Consider the following 14,667-nt stretch of genomic DNA (forward strand, 5'->3'; position numbering starts at 1 on the left):
GCGCCGCGCTTCATCCATGCTGCCGTGACGCCAGGTCGGCGGACGCGGTCTGCCACTGTGGGTGGTCGAAGGTGAACCCGGCGTCGGTGAGCCGTCCTGGAACGACCCGCCGGCTCTTCAGCAGCAGTTCGGTGTCGGATCGGATCGCGAATGCGCCGATCTCGGCCATCCATTTCGTGGCCGGCAGACCGACCGGCATCCGTACGGCCGAACGCAACGTTCGCATGAAGTCCCGATGTGGCAATGGGCCGGGGGCGGCCACATTCACGGGCCCGGCGAGGTCGTTGCGCTCGATCAGGAATTGGATCGCGCGGACGAAGTCGTGGTCGTGGATCCATGAGACGTACTGCCTGCCGCCGGCGACGGGTCCGCCGAGCCCGAGCCGTGCGAGCCGGCTCAGCACGTCGAACACGCCGCCGCGATCCGGGCTCATCACCATGGCCGACCGCAGCGCCACCTTGCGTGTGCCGGGAGTCGTGGCCTGTTCCTGCGCGGCTTCCCAGTTTCGGGCGATCTTGACGCTGTACGCCCAGTAGGCCGGCACGCCGTGCTCGTCGCCGCCGATCAGACCGTCGGCCTCGTCGTTGGCCGCGTCGAAGCGGTGCGCATAGATCGTTGCGGTGCTCATCTGCAACCACACCTTGGGTGGCCGGGCCGCGGCGGCGATGGCATTGCCGACAACCAGCGCTGAGTCCACCCGCGAGCGCATCATGGCTTCGAGGTTCTTCTCGGTGTACCGGCAGCTCACACTGCGCCCGGCCAGGTTGATGACGACGTCGCTGCCGTCGATCTCCTTGACCCAGACTCCCGGCGTCGAGCCGTCCCAGTGGACCTGGCGGTCGCCTCTCGGGGATCGCGTCAACAGCACGACCTCGTGACCCGCCGCAGTCAACGCCCGGTCCAGAATCGTGCCGACCTGCCCGGTGCCGCCCGGAATGACGACCTTCACGGCGTCTCTCCTCCACCCGCTCTTGAACGTGTTCAAAAATCTGTCATGAGCGTATGGCGGCCACGGCCAGCCGTCAAAGTCGACAGCGCGCGGGTGTCGGGAATCACGGGGTGTTGGTGGAGGTCTGCGTCTGGGTGCGGATCAGGAGGTCCAGGAGTGCGTCGCGCGCCTTGATTCGATCGGCGGGCAGGCTGCGGACGATGTTGATCGCCTCAGCGAGCTCCGGGCCCGGGCCCTCGTCGAGCATGACCAACGTGATGGCGACCTTGCGGGGGAGGCCGTGCCAGAAGGCGACGCCCCAGTCCTGAGCCTCGGCGCGAAGCGTGGCGATGAGTGTCCCGCGGTGCTGGAGGGCGACGAGTTCCGGGATCACGACGGTGGTCAGCTCCTCGCGCAGCACCTCGACGCACACGTCGGCTGAGGCGGCGTCCCGGACCACCCAGCCCTCACGCCCGAGGACCGGGTGCTGCCAGCCGGCATATCTGCGCTCCGGGTGGCTCTGTTTGTCGAACAGGCCGTCGTGGAAGCGGGGCGTCTTCGGTGCCTTGTCGAGCAGGAACCGGGTGCTGAACTGCCACCACGGCTGCGGCACCAACGCCAGGTTCACATCGAACCGCACCTCGTCGGCGGTGTTCCACCGCGAACGTGCGAGATTCACCACGGCGAAGTCGCCTCGGCCGGACCGCAGGCACCAGGTGGGCGCCGTGCCGGTGAATCCCGCGTCGCGCAGTACCGGGCCGATGCTGTCGCGCAGCATCGCGCGGAAGGACTCCTGTGCGGTCACTCGCCAAGCACAGCAGATACCGCGAATGGCGGTAACCCGGATCCAGGGATCAGGGCATGCTCCGGCGCGCGTAGCCGTGCAGGAAGGCCTGCACACCGGCGGTGATCATCGCTCTGGTCTCGCGCTGGTCGTGCAGGTCGTGCGGGTCGGCGAGGTTGTCGGCGGAGATGAGCAGCATCAGGTGCCCGGCCGCGCGTCCCGGGTCGTCCAGCGCGAGGTCGAGGCGGCGCAGGCGCTGGGCCAGTTCGTGGCGGGTGCGCTGCGGGCCGGTCCGCCGCCAGAGCTGCAGTGCGGCGGGCGGGACGTGCTCCTGCTCGGCGTTGATCTGGCGGATGAGCGCGAAGTGCGGGGCCAGGTCGGAGGTCAGCACGCCCAGCCAGGCCACCCCGAAGTCGATCAGGTCCGATTCGAGGTCGGTGACCTTGGTGAGGTGGCGGTCGATGATGTCGACCATCGTGCTCGCGACCCGCTCGGTGCTGTCCTGGATCACGGCCTGGAACAGGTCGGCCTTGTCGGTGAAGTGGTTGTAGATGGTGCGGTTGGAGACGCCGGCCTCGGCGGCGATCGCGTCCAGGGCGGCGCGGGTGTAGCCGTCGCGGGCGAAGAGCTTCAGAGCTCCGGCCACGATGGCCCGACGCTTGTCGGGCTGGCCGGTCGCTTTCCGTGCCGTCACGGCGACAGACTCTAGTGCTGTGACCACGAACGTTCACCGGGTGGGTGGTGTTGTGGTTCCTCGCCGCGGGGTGCGGTCGAGCGACTCCCCACCGGGTTGCTGGTGGTGGGGCGGGCCTCAGCCGGCCAACTGACCCCTACCGCCGCCGGTGCCGCACCGGCCGCCACGGGTGATGGTGGCGGTCGGTGTGGTGTGGGTCGGCGTGGGTCACGCCGGGACAGTCCGGCACCGGGGAGGTGCCGTCCCGCTCGACGGTGCGTGAGCGTCCGCGGCAGCACGACCGTTGCTGTTGTGACGCTGGAACCGCCACCCGCGTCCGTGGCCGGTGTCCGGCCGGGGGTGCGGGTGGCGATGGTGGCGGCCGCGAACAGGTCACGGTGCCCGGTGAGCTGGCACGGCCGGCAGGTCATCGTCCTCCCGGCGGGTTTGCTGATCTTGTTGCGGCAGGTGGGGCAGGTGGAGGAGGTGCCGCGTTCGTTGACGAGGTGCATGACGATCCCGGCGAGTTCGGCTTTGTCCCGCAGCATGCTGATGGCGCGGCCGATCTGCCACTGCCGTAGCCGCAGGTTGTGCCTGCGCCCGGCCGGCAGTTGCAGGACGCCGCGGGGGTCGCCGACGGTCAACGTTCCGACCTTGTGTTGCACGGCCCAGTCGATGACGGTCTTCGCCGCCTCGTGCTGCGCCTGGCGGACCCGCCGCCGGTGCCGGCCCTCCACCAGCCGCGCGCGGCGCCGGGCGTGCCGCCAGCGTCTCGACCCGCGCTGGCCGGGTTTCGGGGCGTGGCCGGCGGTCGCCCGCTGGCGGTGTTTGGTGTCGGTGAGGTGCATGCGGTGTTCGGCGCGGATCGCCCGCCCTGATACGAGCAGTCCGTGCCCGTCGGGTCCGGCGACGGCGTAGGGGTGGATGACGCCGAGGTCGACCCCGGCCACCCGCCCCGGGTTCGGTGCCGCGCCGTGCGGGTAGCTGGTGACTGGGACCTCGGCGGTCACCTCGATCCACAACCGGCCGCCCTCGGAGAGGAGGGTCACCGACCGGACCTGCTCCATCGGGTAGGGCATCTCCCGGTCCAGGCGCAGCCACAACGGTGGGCTGCCGGCGGCGGTCGGTAGTCGCAGCCTGCGCCGGTCCAGGGTGTAGGTGCCGTGGTAGTAACGCACCGGCAGCAGCCCACGCCGGCGGCGCGGGAACCGGGCGGTGAGGTCACCGGCGTTGCGGCGTTTCGCTGCGGTGAACCATGCGTCGGAGTACCGGCGCAGCACCGACCTCGCCCCGGTCGTGTCGAGCTCTCCGAACGTGCCCGGCCCGGCCGCTGACAGCTCCCGGCACAACGCCTGATACCCGACCACCGGCGGCGCGTCGTGCCGCCACCGCCAGTGATTGACCTCCAGGACGCACGCCCACACATCACCCGCCGACCGCAACAACCCGTAACACCGGGCCCGTTGCGCCCGGGTCAGGCGCAGGCCGACCCGGGCGGTGCGGTGCACCACCCGGACCGCAGCTGGATCCCGGCGTCGAGGCATACCGACACCCAAGCACAGGGGTACGACAAAACCCGGCCAACGTCAGCGGACACAGCACTAGCCGGTTGCACCACTAGCCGGTTGCACCGGGGTTGCACCAACTACACCGATCGCAGTAGCATTTACACCGATCGGTGTAGCTGGGCGCTGCGAGGAGTGGTCATGGTCCGGATCGGCATTCCCGTCGGCGGCACATGTCCCGGCCATCGCGGTCGCAATGTCGCCGAGCGGAGCGCGGCACGGGCGGCGCTGACCCAGGTTCGCGACGGGGCTTGCGCATGACCACCCAGGCGTCCGCGCTGCCGGACGCCGTGCTCGATCAGGTGGCGGAGCGGATCGGCGCGGGCACGACGATCGCCGGGCTCGGCGAGTCCACCAGGTTTGCCCACGAGACCTTCGCGGTGCGCGAGCAGCTCTTCCGCCGCCTGGTCCGGCGCCACGGCTTCCGGGCACTCGCGGTGCAGGACGACGCCCGCGTCGCCGCGGCGCTCGACAAGTTCGTGACCGGCGGAGCGGAAAATGGCGCAGCGGGACCTCCAGCGGCGGAAACCAGTGCAGCGGGAACCGCCGCGGCGGCACTGGACGGTGCCTGGCGCCCGTGGCGTACCGCAGAGATGGCCGAGGCACTGGACTGGATCCGCGCCTTCAACCACGACCACCCGGACCACCCGGTTCGCATCCTCGGCGTGAAGCCCGCCCAGGCGCGACCCGCGGACTACGACGCCGTGCTCGAGCATGTCCGCGTCACCGCCCCGGGCCGGCTGGCCGCGCTCGCCGCACATCTGGACCCCATCCGCACCGCTCACCAGATCGACGAACACGTGCAACGCGCGCGCGGCATCCACCCGGGCGGGTCCTTCGCCGAACACGCCAGGGCCGCGCTCGCCATCGTCGAGCACCTGCCCGACCAGGGCGTCCTGCCGCTGATGCGCCGCATCGCCGGCTTCCACGAACGCAGCGTCGCGGGGCGCAACGACTACGCGGGAGACGCCCGCACCTGGGCCGCCACCATCGTCGGCCATCAGCGGCGGACCGGCGCGCGCATCGCGTACTGGGACGGCATCGCGCACACCGCGGCGACGCCGGTGACCCTCGGCCTGGCACCCGAGCGCGGAGCGCAGCCCACCGTCGGTGCCGTGCTGCGCGAGCAGTACGGCGCCGGCTACGTCGCCGTGGCGATCGGCTTCCACCACGGGGACCTCGGCATCGCCGACGTCCCCGCACCGGCTCAGGACTGGCTCGATGCCCGGCTCGGCACGGCGGGCCAACCGGCGCTCTGGCTCGATCTGCGTACCCCCGAGGCCTGCCGCCGCTGGAACGCGCCCGCGACGGTCCGCGTGATCAGCGGTATCTACGACCCGGCCCGCGACGCTGCCGAACACCTCACCGTCGACAACCTGCCCGCGGCCGTGGACGTGCTCGTTCACCTGCGGGAGGTGTCACCCGTGCGCCGGCTGCCCTGACAGTGGTGCATCGATCGGGACGGAGACGGCGACCGGCAGGGCGGCAAGCACCCGCGGCGCGATGACGGTGATCACTGCGACCAGGACCGCTGGGATTGCCATCGCGACCGGCAGCGATGCCCGTGACGCCACCCCGCCGATGACCGCGGGCCCGATCAGGCCGCCGCCGTAGCTGATCGTCGTCACCAGCGAGAGGTCCTTGGCCCGCCCCGGAAAGGCGGCGCCGAGGGTGCTCGACACGACGGGCCAGATGAGTGCCATGCCGGCGCCGACCAGCACCCAGCCGCTCAGCGCCACCGGCAGCGCCGCACCGCCGATGGCCGGCGCGAGCAGCACCGTGGCGTAGCCCGTCGTGGCGGTCAGGCCGGCCAGCAGCACCACCCGGGGAGCCCGGACGCGGGATCGTATCGCGTCGCCGAGCAGCCGGATGGCGGTCATCGCCGCGAAGAACATCGTGTAGGTCAGCGAGGCGGTGGCGGGGTCGACGCCAAGGACCTGGCGGGTGTACACGCCCGCCCAGTCGGTTGCCGCTCCCTCGGTCAGGAACGCGGCCGCGCCGATCAGGCTGAGCATCAGCACCAGCGGCAGACCTGCGCGGCCACCCGGTGCCGGCGGCCCGTCTGCGGTGCTGGCGGCTGGTGACACCGGGACGGGCAGGCGTCGCACCAGGCCCGCAGCGGTCAGCCCGGCCGCTGCCGCACCGATGATCATGATGAGCCTGACGTCGGCGCCGGCCCGCAGTGCCGCCGCCGTCACCACCCCGCCGCCCAGGGCGCCGAGGGTCCACACGCCGTGCAGGGTCGACATGGCCGGCCGCTGCTCGGCGCGTTCGAGGTCGACGGCCTGCACGGTGAGCGCCACGTTCACCATGCCGAGCAGTACCCCGAAGATCAGCGTTGCCGCCACCAGCGTGCCGAAGGAGCCAGCCAGGGCCGGCCCCGCCAGGGACGCGGCGAACAGTGGCGCTACCACCAGGAGCAGGCCACGCCCTGTGAACCGCTCCGCCAGTACACCGGCCAACGGCATGGCGACCAGAGCGCCGAGTCCCAGCACGAGCAGCGCCACGCCGAGCCTGGCCGGTCCGAGGTCGAGGCGCGCGTCGGTGGCCGGCAGGGTGGCGCCCCACAGGGCGTTGAGCACCCCGGTCAAGCCGTAGCAGCCGGCGACCGCGAGTCGGGTTGGGGTCCACATGCCCTCACTCTGGCGGGGCCTGCTCCCGGCGGTCCAACACCTGCTGCGACCGGATCAACGCAGTTTCATTGTCAATCATTCGTCCGGACGCCACGCCAGCTCGGGCACGGTCAGCCAGCCCTCGGCGGTGGCCAGTTCCGCCGCCGACTCCAGCAGCGCCCGCAACCCGGGACGGTGATGCTCGCCGGCTCGCCAGACCAGACTCCACGGATAGACGGCACCCGGCTCCACCAGCGGCCGTAGCACCGCGCCGGGCACCGGCGGCTGGTCCTGCAAGGTCAGCACGGGCGACTCCCGCACCCGGACGTGATGCGCCAGCTCCTCGATGCTGTGCACGTACGGATGTGCACCGCCGCCGTCCACGGGGGCGCCGCACGACTGCAACAGCCGCCGGGCCACGTCCTCCCACTCCGGCGTGACGTGATCCCCGGCCAGCCAGCACACCTGGGCATCGCGGAGGGCGGCCAGCGGCACCGCGGACTGCTCGGCCAGCGGGCTGCGAACCGGCACCAGCAACGCCAACGGCTCCCATCGGATCAGCCGATGGGCGAGGCCGCTCACCGCCGTGCCACCACGGCCGAACGTCGCATCGAGGCGATGCTCGCCGAGCAACGAGGTCGCGCGGCGCATCCCGCCCTCGAAGCGGGCGAAGAACTCGGTCGCCGGCTCCCGGGACCGGGCGGCCGCCAGCACCCGCGCCGGGGTCAGACCGGGCGCCACGACGTTCACCAGCAACGTCGTCTCCCCGCCGCGCAGCTCGCGCACCGTCTCGTCGTGCAGGACCAGCAGCCGCCGCGCCCGGGGCAGCAGCATCTCACCGGCCGCGGTCAGCGCGACCCGGCGGCTCGTCCGGTCGAACAACGCGACCCCGACGCGCTCCTCGAGGCGTTGCACATCGCGGCTGAGCGCCTGCTGGGCGATGAAGAGCCGCGCCGCGGCTCGACCGAAATGCAGCTCATCAGCCACCGCGACGAAGTGCCGCAGCAGCCGCACGTCGAGGTCGGGCCACGTTCTGGAAGTCATCGCCACCCTGCTCAATCGGCCCTTCCCAGCACGCCGACCGTACCGCCGCCGGTGGAGAAGGTGCGCCGGTACGTCGCGGGTGAGGCGCCGACGACACGGGCGAAGTGGGCCCTGAGGCTTGCGGGTGTGCCGAAGCCGCACGCGGTCGCGATCCGGGCGATCGGCTGATCGGTCGTCTCGAGGAGCTGCTGGGCCCGGCGCACACGTTGCTGCAGCAGCCACTGCAGCGGTGACAGGCCGAGCGTCTCAGCGAAACGCCGTTCGACGGTGCGGACGCTGACGTTGCCGCGGGCGGCGAGGTCGGCGGTGGTGAGGGGCCGGTGCAGCTGCTGGACGGTCCATTCGAGCAGGAGCGGGAACCAGCCGTCGCCGGAGTTCGGTGTGGCCGGTCGGATGTACTGCGCCTGCCCGCCGTCGCGGTGTGGTGGTGTGACGATGCGCCGGGCGACTTCGGCGGCGACGGCCGCTCCGTGGTCGAGACGGACCAGGTGCAGGCATGCGTCGATGCCGGCGACGGTGCCGGCGGAGGTGATGACGTTGCCGTCCTCGATGTAGAGCACCGTCGGGTCGACCGTCACGGCGGGGTAGCGGCGGGCGAGTTCGTCGGCGTGCAGCCAGTGCGTGGTGGCCCGGCGGCCGTCGAGGATGCCGGCCGCGGCGAGCACGAACGCTCCGGAACAGATCGACAGGATGCGGGTGCCGCGCCGGTGCGCGGAGCGGACCACGTCGACCAGTTCTGGCGGCGGCGCCTCGTGCACGTCCAGACAGGCGGGGATGACGAGGGTGTCAGCGCGCGGCAGCTCGCTGTCGGAAGCCGTCTGGTGGAAGTGGAATCCCGGCAGCAGCGGCACGGGCCCATCGCCGACACCGACGATCGAGAACTCGTACCAGGGGCGCACGACGTGGGAACGGTCGACGCCGAAGATCATGCACGGCACCGCCGCTTCGAAGATCGGCATGCCGGGCGTGAGTGCCATCACGACTCGATGTGCCCGCATGTCGCGAATCTAGCGCAGGCTGACGTTTGCGACACTGCCCGACTGGTCCGTGGGCCGTCATGATCGGCAGATGCCATCTACGGTTGCCGTGTACGGCGCCTACGGCCACACCGCCCAGTTCGTGGTCGCCGCACTGCGCCGCCGCGACGTCGCGCTCGTGTTGAGCGGGCGGGACGCCGGGCGCCTGCACGCACTCGCGGCGCACCATCCCGGTGCGCAGGTGAGACCCGCCACCCTGGACTCACCCGCCGACCTGGACCGGGCGCTGGACGGCGTGGTGGCCGTGGTGAACTGCGCCGGCCCGTTCGGCGACACCCCACCCGCCCTGGTCGACGCGGCACTGCGCGCGGGCGTGCACTACCTGGACGTCGCCGGCGAGACACTCGTGGCGTGGCGGATGTTCGACGGACCCGAACCGCCGGCCGGTGTACTGATCGCGCCCGCGCTCGGATTCTTCGGCGCGCTCGGTGATCTGCTGGCCACCGCCGCCTACGGATCGGGCCCGCCCGCCAGCGCCGTCACCGTGGCCGTCGCGCTGGACAGCTGGGTGCCGACCAGAGGATCGCGGCTGGCGGGCAAGCTCCGCGCCGGCCGGCGGGTCGTGTTCACCGGCGGCCGGCTGCACCTCAGGTCCGGTGACACGCCGCCGCCGACCGCGATCTGGACCTTCCCGCCCCCGTTCGGCGCCCAGGAGGCGGAGACCGAGTTCCCGACCGCCGACGTCGTGACCATCGCGCGCCACCTGCCCACGCAGGAGATTCGCACCTGCCTGTACATAGCGCCGACCAGTGCCGAGGCGAGCCGCTCCCAGCAACGCTTCGTGGTCGAGGTCGCCGTCCACCGCGACGGCCACGAACACCGGGCGTCGGCGAGCGGCCGCGACATCTACGCATTCAGCGCGGCGATGGCAGCCGAGGCGACCATCCGCGTGCTCCAGGGCAACGTGCAGGCAACCGGCCTGGTCACCGCCGGGCAGGCGTTCGCCGCGGCGGACTTCCTCCGCGCCCTCCCGCTGGACCACCTCAACGTGTCATAGCACTGGCTAGGACCGGGCCAGGCGTTCGGACAGGCGGGTCTTCGCGGCCGGCCACTCGGCCTGGCTGATCGCGTACAGGAGCAGGCTCGGCCCGGCGGCCTCCGGTTCGGGGCCGATCAGGGTGGCCCCGATGCGCGTGATCGCCTCTCGTGAGCGGAGGTTGCCCGCACTGATCCGCCAGACGACGGCTGCATAGCCGAGCGTCTCAAACGCATAGGTCATCGTCAGGAGCTTGGTTTCGGTGTTCGCCGCGGTACGCCACCATTTCCGGCCGAACCAGGTGCCACCGATCTCGATGCGGCCGTCGGCGCGGTGCCAGCTGTGCAGATTCGTGGTGCCGATCGCCGCACCCGCCTCGCGGCCCACGACGGCGAACGCGACCCGCTTGCCGTCGGTGACGTCCGTGAGGCGGCGGGCAACGATGTCGTGCAGGTCCGCCTCGGTATGGGGAGTCGGCGCGCTCAGCCAGCGCCAGACCTCGTCGTCCCGGCCGCCCGCAGCGAACAGGGCAGGAACATGGGACTGCGCGAGGGGCTCGAGACGGACGAAGCGACCCTCAAGGACCGTCAATGCAGGAGTCAACGGCATGGCGGGGACGTTACCCGGCCCGTCGTCCGCGGGGCAGTTGACCTTGGACAATCCGACTGCCTGGGACCAGTCAGATCGTCCAAGGTCAACTGCGACCTACGGTCCGCGTCACCGGCGGGCCGCGGCGAACTGGCCGGGTCGCCGGCCCTCGCCCGCCGGTCCGCGGTAGGCCTGGGCCACGTCGAGCCAGCCGTCGGCCACCTCGCCGGACGCTTCCAGGTCCAGGTCGTCGCGGTGCCGGCGGCGGGTGACGAGGAGGCACAGGTCGACCGCGGAACCGGTGACGCGCTGCGTCGAGTCCGCCGGGCCGTACTGCCACAGTGCGCCGGACGGCGCGGTCAGCTCGAAGCGCAGCCGGACGTCGGGCACCTCGAGGCCGCGGCCCAGATAGCCGAAGTCCCAGGTGCGTTCGGCGAAGGCGACGACGACAGCGATCCGGTCGGTGTACTCGCGGCGCACGCCAAGCCCGTCCGCGATGTCCTGGCCGTGCGCGAAGAGCTCCATCATCCCGGCCGCGGCGAGCACCGAGGCCGGCATGGGCCGCACCAGCCACGGCACGATCTTGTCACCAGGGATGGCCGCGAGCGCTGCCTCGGTCGTGGCCCGCTCGGCCCGCCACTGCTGCAGGAGCGACTCCGGCGGGGCGGCGAGGAACTGCGCCATCGCGGCGGCGACGTTGGCGTTGAAGTCGGGGCCCAGCGTCGCGGACAGGGCCTGGAACTGCTCCGGGCGTGCGGCCGCGAGCCCGGCCAGCCGGAACGTGGCGGTCAGGTGGGCGATCTGGTGGGCGACGGTCCATCCCGGCGCCGGGGTCGGCGTCGCCCAGCCGGCGGCGTCGAGGTCGGCCACCAGGCGGTCGACGTCGGCGCCGTCGGCGGCGAGCATGGGGATCGGGTTCGGCTGGTCGGTCACGTCTTCGCCTCTTCCTGTCGTCGGTTGCGTGGTCCGCCGTCCGGGGGCTGCGGACCGGGCGTCGTTCTCCGTCGTGCCAAGCCGCGCGAGGGCACGGGTCACGGGACCGGCGAAGCGGTCAGCCTGGTGGGCTCCGAGCGGGCGGCGAACCGGGACCGGATCCGGTCCCGCCACGCCTCGTAGTCCGGCTCCGGGCCGGTGCCGAAGCCACCGACGGCGACCTGGTCGGCCAGGTGCGCGGCGTCCGTCACCGACAGCTCGGTGAACCCGTGCACGGCTGTCTCGGTGTGCGCCGGCACGAACCCGGCGAACGTCCGGGCCTTCGCGGCGAACACCGCGCCCAGCGCCAGCTGCGGCCGGTGCTGTGCGGCGTGGCGGCGCAGCGCCGCGTGGCCGGCGGCGTCGCAGCCACCGGCGAAGCTCGCGGCGAGGCCGACGCCGCTCCACAGGTCGCCCTGCCGGGACGTGGCGAACGCGGCCACGGCGGCGGCCACGTCGTCGGTCTGTCCACCGTGGATGAACCACAGTGCCCGCCCGATGCCCTGGTCGACCGCGCGGTTGAAGTATCCGGGGTGGCCCTGCCACGGGTACGGCTTCGGGCGTTGCTGCCCGGTGACCCAGCGGCCGGTGTCGAAGTAGGCCTTGTCGAAGCCGTACCCGTCGACGGCGAGCCAGCTCATCGTCGGGAAGTACGGCGTCCCGGTGAGGTCGGGCAGCACCTTCGACCACAGCGCCCGCGGCAGCCGGGCCATCGCGAAGCCGATGCCGATGTAGGTCAGGAAGGTGTACGGGACCGCGGGGCCGCGCAGCAGTTGGCGGGCGAGGTGCCGGCGCGGGCCGGGTAGCGCGTCGCGGACGGTGTACGCCATCGTGGCGCCCTCGTAGGCGAAGCCCCGCTGCTCCGGCTCGACCAGGTCCAGCCGGCTCTGCACGTCATGCAGGCCGGGTGAGTCGATGGCCCATTCGAAGCCGCAGACAACGGCCTGCGGCACCGCTTCCAGCCGCCGGGTGGCGTCGGTGGGGCGGACCGGGAAGCCCCGTTTCGCGAACGACACGTCGTCCAGGGACGGGGTGAGCGCCAACCGGCGCAGGGAACCGATGGTCGAGGGCATGTGCGGAACTCCTTGCGTCGGACGCGATCCGAGCCGGGATCTGGTGACAGGGTTCGATGTCGTTATCGTGACCCGACGCGCGGACCGGGCGCGTCTCCTGCCGTGCGATGTTGGCCGGCGGCCGGGTCCAGGCGCGCGCCGATCGTCCGCGCGGCGGCGAACGAGGCCCAGGCGGTGGTATCCAGCAGGGCGAGGTCGCCCGGGCGGTGCCGGCGGAACTCGGCGATCGTGCCGGCGTCGACCCGGTACGAGGCGAACGCCGTCAGCAGCGCGAGCCGGGCCGTGGCCCGGTCGGGCGCGGGCAGGTGACCGATCAGCGGCTCGCACCAGTCGGCGCCGAGGCCGGGATCCGCGCCGTCCCAGCCCTCCAGCCGGTCCGACACGATCTGGCGCACGGCCGCCGGCACCGACCGCGCGCCGGCGGCGTCGAAGGCCGCGTACGTGCGGGCGGCGGTCTCGGCCATCACCGCGCTGCCGGCGCTCCAGCCCGCGTCCGGCGGCTGCGGCGCGGGCGGCAGCAGCGAGAGCGTGCGCCCCTGGGTGCGCGGCGTGCGCAGCGTCGCCCGCATGAGCCGGCTGACGCCGCGCTTGAACCGCACCCGGGCGCGCGGACCGAGCCCCGGCGGCAGCAGGTGGTTGGACAGGTACACGTTGACCATGCGGCTGAGGTAGTGCAGCCCCACCACCACCCCGGCCAGTTCGGCCCACCCGGCGGTGCCCGGCCGGTGCCCGGCGAGGCCCGGATGGGTGTCCAGGTGCGCGCTGCGGGCCCAGGTGGTGGCCGCGCGTACCGGCGCATTGTCCACATCGGACAGATGGTCCGTGGCGACCGCCTCGGCGGAGACCTCGGTGGACAGTTCGTACAGGGTGACGCTGTGCATCTCGACGCAGTAGGGGCAGGTGTTCGCCATGGCGACGGTGGCCGCCACCGCCTCCTTGACGTCGCGGCCGACGGCACCCTCGACCAGCAGCGGCTCGCGGACGATCGCCCAGTACGCGGCCAGCAGGTCGGGCATCGGCGAGTGCAGCAGCGCGGGCGGCACCACCAGGAGCAGCTCGTCCTTGACCTGTTTGTAGATCTCGGACACCAGTCCGGTCGCCGCCGCCGGCTGGACCGGCGTGACGTACCTGACCTGACGTTGCGCCACCGATGAAGCGACCCGGCCGGCGATCATCCCGCTGCACCTCCTGGGTTCCACGCGGTGCCACCGGCCACCCGGTCGGGTGACCCTGCACCGCCCTACCAGTATTCGACCGGCCGGCCGCCACGGCCCGTCCCGCGGCGCGATAGCGCATGCACGGAGAAGTCGGTGCAGCGCAACGCCGAAGATGCGTGGGCGGCCACCATCCGGAGACGATCGCCACATGACCTCGCTGTTCGCCCTCGCGACCCGACGGATGTCACGGGACCATTTCCGGTACGTCGAGCCGGTCCGGCCGCGCTCCGCGACCGGGCTCGTGGACCGGGTGTACGGCCAGATCGAGGCCGAGTTCGGGATGCTGGCGCCGCCACTCGTGCTGCACGCACCGGTCCCGGCAACGCTCGCCGGGACCTGGCTGATCCTGCGTGAGGTCCTGCTGGCCCCGGGTGTGGTGGGCCGGGACCGCAAGGAGGCCGTCGCGGCCGCGGTGTCGCTGGCGAACCGGTGCCCGTACTGCGTGGACGTGCACGGCACGACGCTGGTCGGGCTGCTGCGGGACACCGACGCCCGGGCGATCGCCGACGGCCGGATCGCCGACGTGGCGGATCCCGGTCTGCAGGCACTGGTGCGATGGTCGCAGGGCGGTGCCGTGCCGGACCCCGCGTTCCCGGCCGAGGAGGTGCCGGAACTCGCCGGCACGGCGCTGACGTTCCACTACATCAACCGCATGGTGAACATCTTCCTGCGTGACTCGCCGCTGCCGCCGGTGACCGGCACCGCCCGGGAGGCGGTCCGGGGCGGCGCCGCGCGGGTCCTGGCCCGCATCGCCCGCCGCGAGGTCGCTCCCGGGGCCCGCGCCGACCTGCTGCCGGCCCGTCCGTTGCCGCCGGACCTGGCCTGGGCGGCCGGGCGCCCGCCGGTCGCCGACGCGCTCGCCCGTGCGGTCGCGGCGATCGACGAGGGCGGCGCCCGCGTCGTCCCGCCGGCGGTCCGTGGACTGCTGACCGGGGCCCTCGCCGACGGGGTCACCGAGCTGCCGCTCGCGGGCGGCGAGGCGTGGCTGGCCGAGCGGACCGCCGGGCTGGACGAGGCGGACCGGGCCGCGGCACGGCTGGTGTTGCTGAGCGCTTTCGGGGCGTACCGGGTCACCGACGCCGTCATCGAGGAGTACCGCCGGCCCGGCCGCGACGACGCCGCGCTGGTCGACCTCACCTCGTGGGCGAGCATGACGACGGCCCGTCACCTGGCTGCCGGGCTGGCCGAGACGGCCTGA

The 14,667-nt window shown here is 72.5% G+C and carries 14 protein-coding genes; 3 read left to right on the forward strand and 11 right to left on the reverse strand.

The genetic code is table 11. The annotated features are described in order from the left end of the window. Positions 1 to 10: 10 nt before the first annotated feature. From ACFPIJ_RS10685 to ACFPIJ_RS10700, 4 genes are all read right to left on the reverse strand, one after another. Entirely contained in the window at positions 11 to 949 is a 939-nt protein-coding gene (locus ACFPIJ_RS10685; protein WP_380114553.1) for a TIGR01777 family oxidoreductase, read from the reverse strand. A gap of 103 nt (positions 950 to 1,052) precedes the next feature. Continuing rightward, entirely contained in the window at positions 1,053 to 1,733 is a 681-nt protein-coding gene (locus ACFPIJ_RS10690; RefSeq protein ID WP_380114554.1) for a DUF4304 domain-containing protein, read from the reverse strand. Positions 1,734 to 1,782: 49 nt separating this feature from the next. Beyond that, positions 1,783 to 2,406 carry a TetR/AcrR family transcriptional regulator gene (locus tag ACFPIJ_RS10695; protein WP_380114555.1) on the reverse strand — a complete coding sequence of 208 codons (624 nt, stop codon included), beginning with the start codon at positions 2,404 to 2,406 and terminating at the stop codon, positions 1,783 to 1,785. Between the two features lie 11 nt (positions 2,407 to 2,417). Beyond that, on the reverse strand, positions 2,418 to 3,929 hold the full coding sequence (locus ACFPIJ_RS10700; RefSeq protein WP_380114556.1) for an RNA-guided endonuclease InsQ/TnpB family protein: 1,512 nt from the start codon (positions 3,927 to 3,929) through the stop codon (positions 2,418 to 2,420). 278 nt (positions 3,930 to 4,207) lie between these two features. Between ACFPIJ_RS10700 and ACFPIJ_RS10705 the strand changes: the two genes are divergently transcribed. Continuing rightward, positions 4,208 to 5,392 carry an erythromycin esterase family protein gene (locus tag ACFPIJ_RS10705; RefSeq protein WP_380114557.1) on the forward strand — a complete coding sequence of 395 codons (1,185 nt, stop codon included), beginning with the start codon at positions 4,208 to 4,210 and terminating at the stop codon, positions 5,390 to 5,392. Here the strand turns inward: ACFPIJ_RS10705 and ACFPIJ_RS10710 are convergent. The 3 genes from ACFPIJ_RS10710 to ACFPIJ_RS10720 form a co-directional block, all read right to left on the reverse strand. Continuing rightward, a complete protein-coding gene (locus ACFPIJ_RS10710) occupies positions 5,369 to 6,583 on the reverse strand; it encodes an MFS transporter (protein ID WP_380114558.1) in 1,215 nt (404 codons plus the stop codon). The two genes, ACFPIJ_RS10705 and ACFPIJ_RS10710, sit on opposite strands and share 24 nt — an antisense overlap. 75 nt (positions 6,584 to 6,658) lie before the next feature. Beyond that, positions 6,659 to 7,606: a LysR family transcriptional regulator gene (locus ACFPIJ_RS10715; protein WP_380114559.1), complete on the reverse strand. Its 948-nt coding sequence runs from the start codon at positions 7,604 to 7,606 to the stop codon at positions 6,659 to 6,661. 11 nt (positions 7,607 to 7,617) lie between these two features. Continuing rightward, positions 7,618 to 8,604, reverse strand: coding sequence for a helix-turn-helix domain-containing protein (locus ACFPIJ_RS10720; RefSeq protein WP_380114560.1), 987 nt, complete (start codon positions 8,602 to 8,604; stop codon positions 7,618 to 7,620). 70 nt (positions 8,605 to 8,674) lie between these two features. On the opposite strand from ACFPIJ_RS10720, the gene ACFPIJ_RS10725 reads away from it, so the two are divergent. Continuing rightward, entirely contained in the window at positions 8,675 to 9,640 is a 966-nt protein-coding gene (locus ACFPIJ_RS10725) for a saccharopine dehydrogenase NADP-binding domain-containing protein (RefSeq protein ID WP_380114561.1), read from the forward strand. Between the two features lie 6 nt (positions 9,641 to 9,646). On the opposite strand, the gene ACFPIJ_RS10730 is transcribed toward ACFPIJ_RS10725, so the two are convergent. The 4 genes from ACFPIJ_RS10730 to ACFPIJ_RS10745 form a co-directional block, all read right to left on the reverse strand. After that, positions 9,647 to 10,228, reverse strand: coding sequence for a GNAT family N-acetyltransferase (locus ACFPIJ_RS10730; protein WP_380114562.1), 582 nt, complete (start codon positions 10,226 to 10,228; stop codon positions 9,647 to 9,649). 108 nt (positions 10,229 to 10,336) lie between these two features. Continuing rightward, on the reverse strand, positions 10,337 to 11,140 hold the full coding sequence (locus ACFPIJ_RS10735) for a TIGR03084 family metal-binding protein (protein ID WP_380114563.1): 804 nt from the start codon (positions 11,138 to 11,140) through the stop codon (positions 10,337 to 10,339). A 98-nt stretch (positions 11,141 to 11,238) separates the two neighbouring features. Then, positions 11,239 to 12,252: a DUF1702 family protein gene (locus ACFPIJ_RS10740; RefSeq protein ID WP_380114564.1), complete on the reverse strand. Its 1,014-nt coding sequence runs from the start codon at positions 12,250 to 12,252 to the stop codon at positions 11,239 to 11,241. Between the two features lie 62 nt (positions 12,253 to 12,314). Next, positions 12,315 to 13,427: a carboxymuconolactone decarboxylase family protein gene (locus tag ACFPIJ_RS10745; RefSeq protein WP_380114565.1), complete on the reverse strand. Its 1,113-nt coding sequence runs from the start codon at positions 13,425 to 13,427 to the stop codon at positions 12,315 to 12,317. Positions 13,428 to 13,617: 190 nt separating this feature from the next. On the opposite strand from ACFPIJ_RS10745, the gene ACFPIJ_RS10750 reads away from it, so the two are divergent. Continuing rightward, positions 13,618 to 14,667, forward strand: a complete 1,050-nt coding sequence (locus ACFPIJ_RS10750) for a carboxymuconolactone decarboxylase family protein (protein WP_380114566.1) — start codon at positions 13,618 to 13,620, stop codon at positions 14,665 to 14,667.

This window comes from Dactylosporangium cerinum (assembly GCF_042653625.1).
Taxonomy (GTDB): Bacteria; Actinomycetota; Actinomycetes; order Mycobacteriales; family Micromonosporaceae; genus Dactylosporangium; species Dactylosporangium cerinum.

What these genes read in the sequence shown, in the direction of transcription:
- ACFPIJ_RS10700 (WP_380114556.1), bottom strand. Translation starts at nt 3,929, where the DNA reads ATGCCTCGACGCCGGGATCCAGCTGCGGTCCGGGTGGTGCACCGCACC.
- ACFPIJ_RS10705 (WP_380114557.1), top strand. Translation starts at nt 4,208, where the DNA reads ATGACCACCCAGGCGTCCGCGCTGCCGGACGCCGTGCTCGATCAGGTG.
- ACFPIJ_RS10710 (WP_380114558.1), bottom strand. Translation starts at nt 6,583, where the DNA reads ATGTGGACCCCAACCCGACTCGCGGTCGCCGGCTGCTACGGCTTGACC.
- ACFPIJ_RS10715 (WP_380114559.1), bottom strand. Translation starts at nt 7,606, where the DNA reads ATGACTTCCAGAACGTGGCCCGACCTCGACGTGCGGCTGCTGCGGCAC.
- ACFPIJ_RS10720 (WP_380114560.1), bottom strand. Translation starts at nt 8,604, where the DNA reads ATGCGGGCACATCGAGTCGTGATGGCACTCACGCCCGGCATGCCGATC.
- ACFPIJ_RS10725 (WP_380114561.1), top strand. Translation starts at nt 8,675, where the DNA reads ATGCCATCTACGGTTGCCGTGTACGGCGCCTACGGCCACACCGCCCAG.
- ACFPIJ_RS10730 (WP_380114562.1), bottom strand. Translation starts at nt 10,228, where the DNA reads ATGCCGTTGACTCCTGCATTGACGGTCCTTGAGGGTCGCTTCGTCCGT.
- ACFPIJ_RS10740 (WP_380114564.1), bottom strand. Translation starts at nt 12,252, where the DNA reads ATGCCCTCGACCATCGGTTCCCTGCGCCGGTTGGCGCTCACCCCGTCC.
- ACFPIJ_RS10745 (WP_380114565.1), bottom strand. Translation starts at nt 13,427, where the DNA reads ATGATCGCCGGCCGGGTCGCTTCATCGGTGGCGCAACGTCAGGTCAGG.
- ACFPIJ_RS10750 (WP_380114566.1), top strand. Translation starts at nt 13,618, where the DNA reads ATGACCTCGCTGTTCGCCCTCGCGACCCGACGGATGTCACGGGACCAT.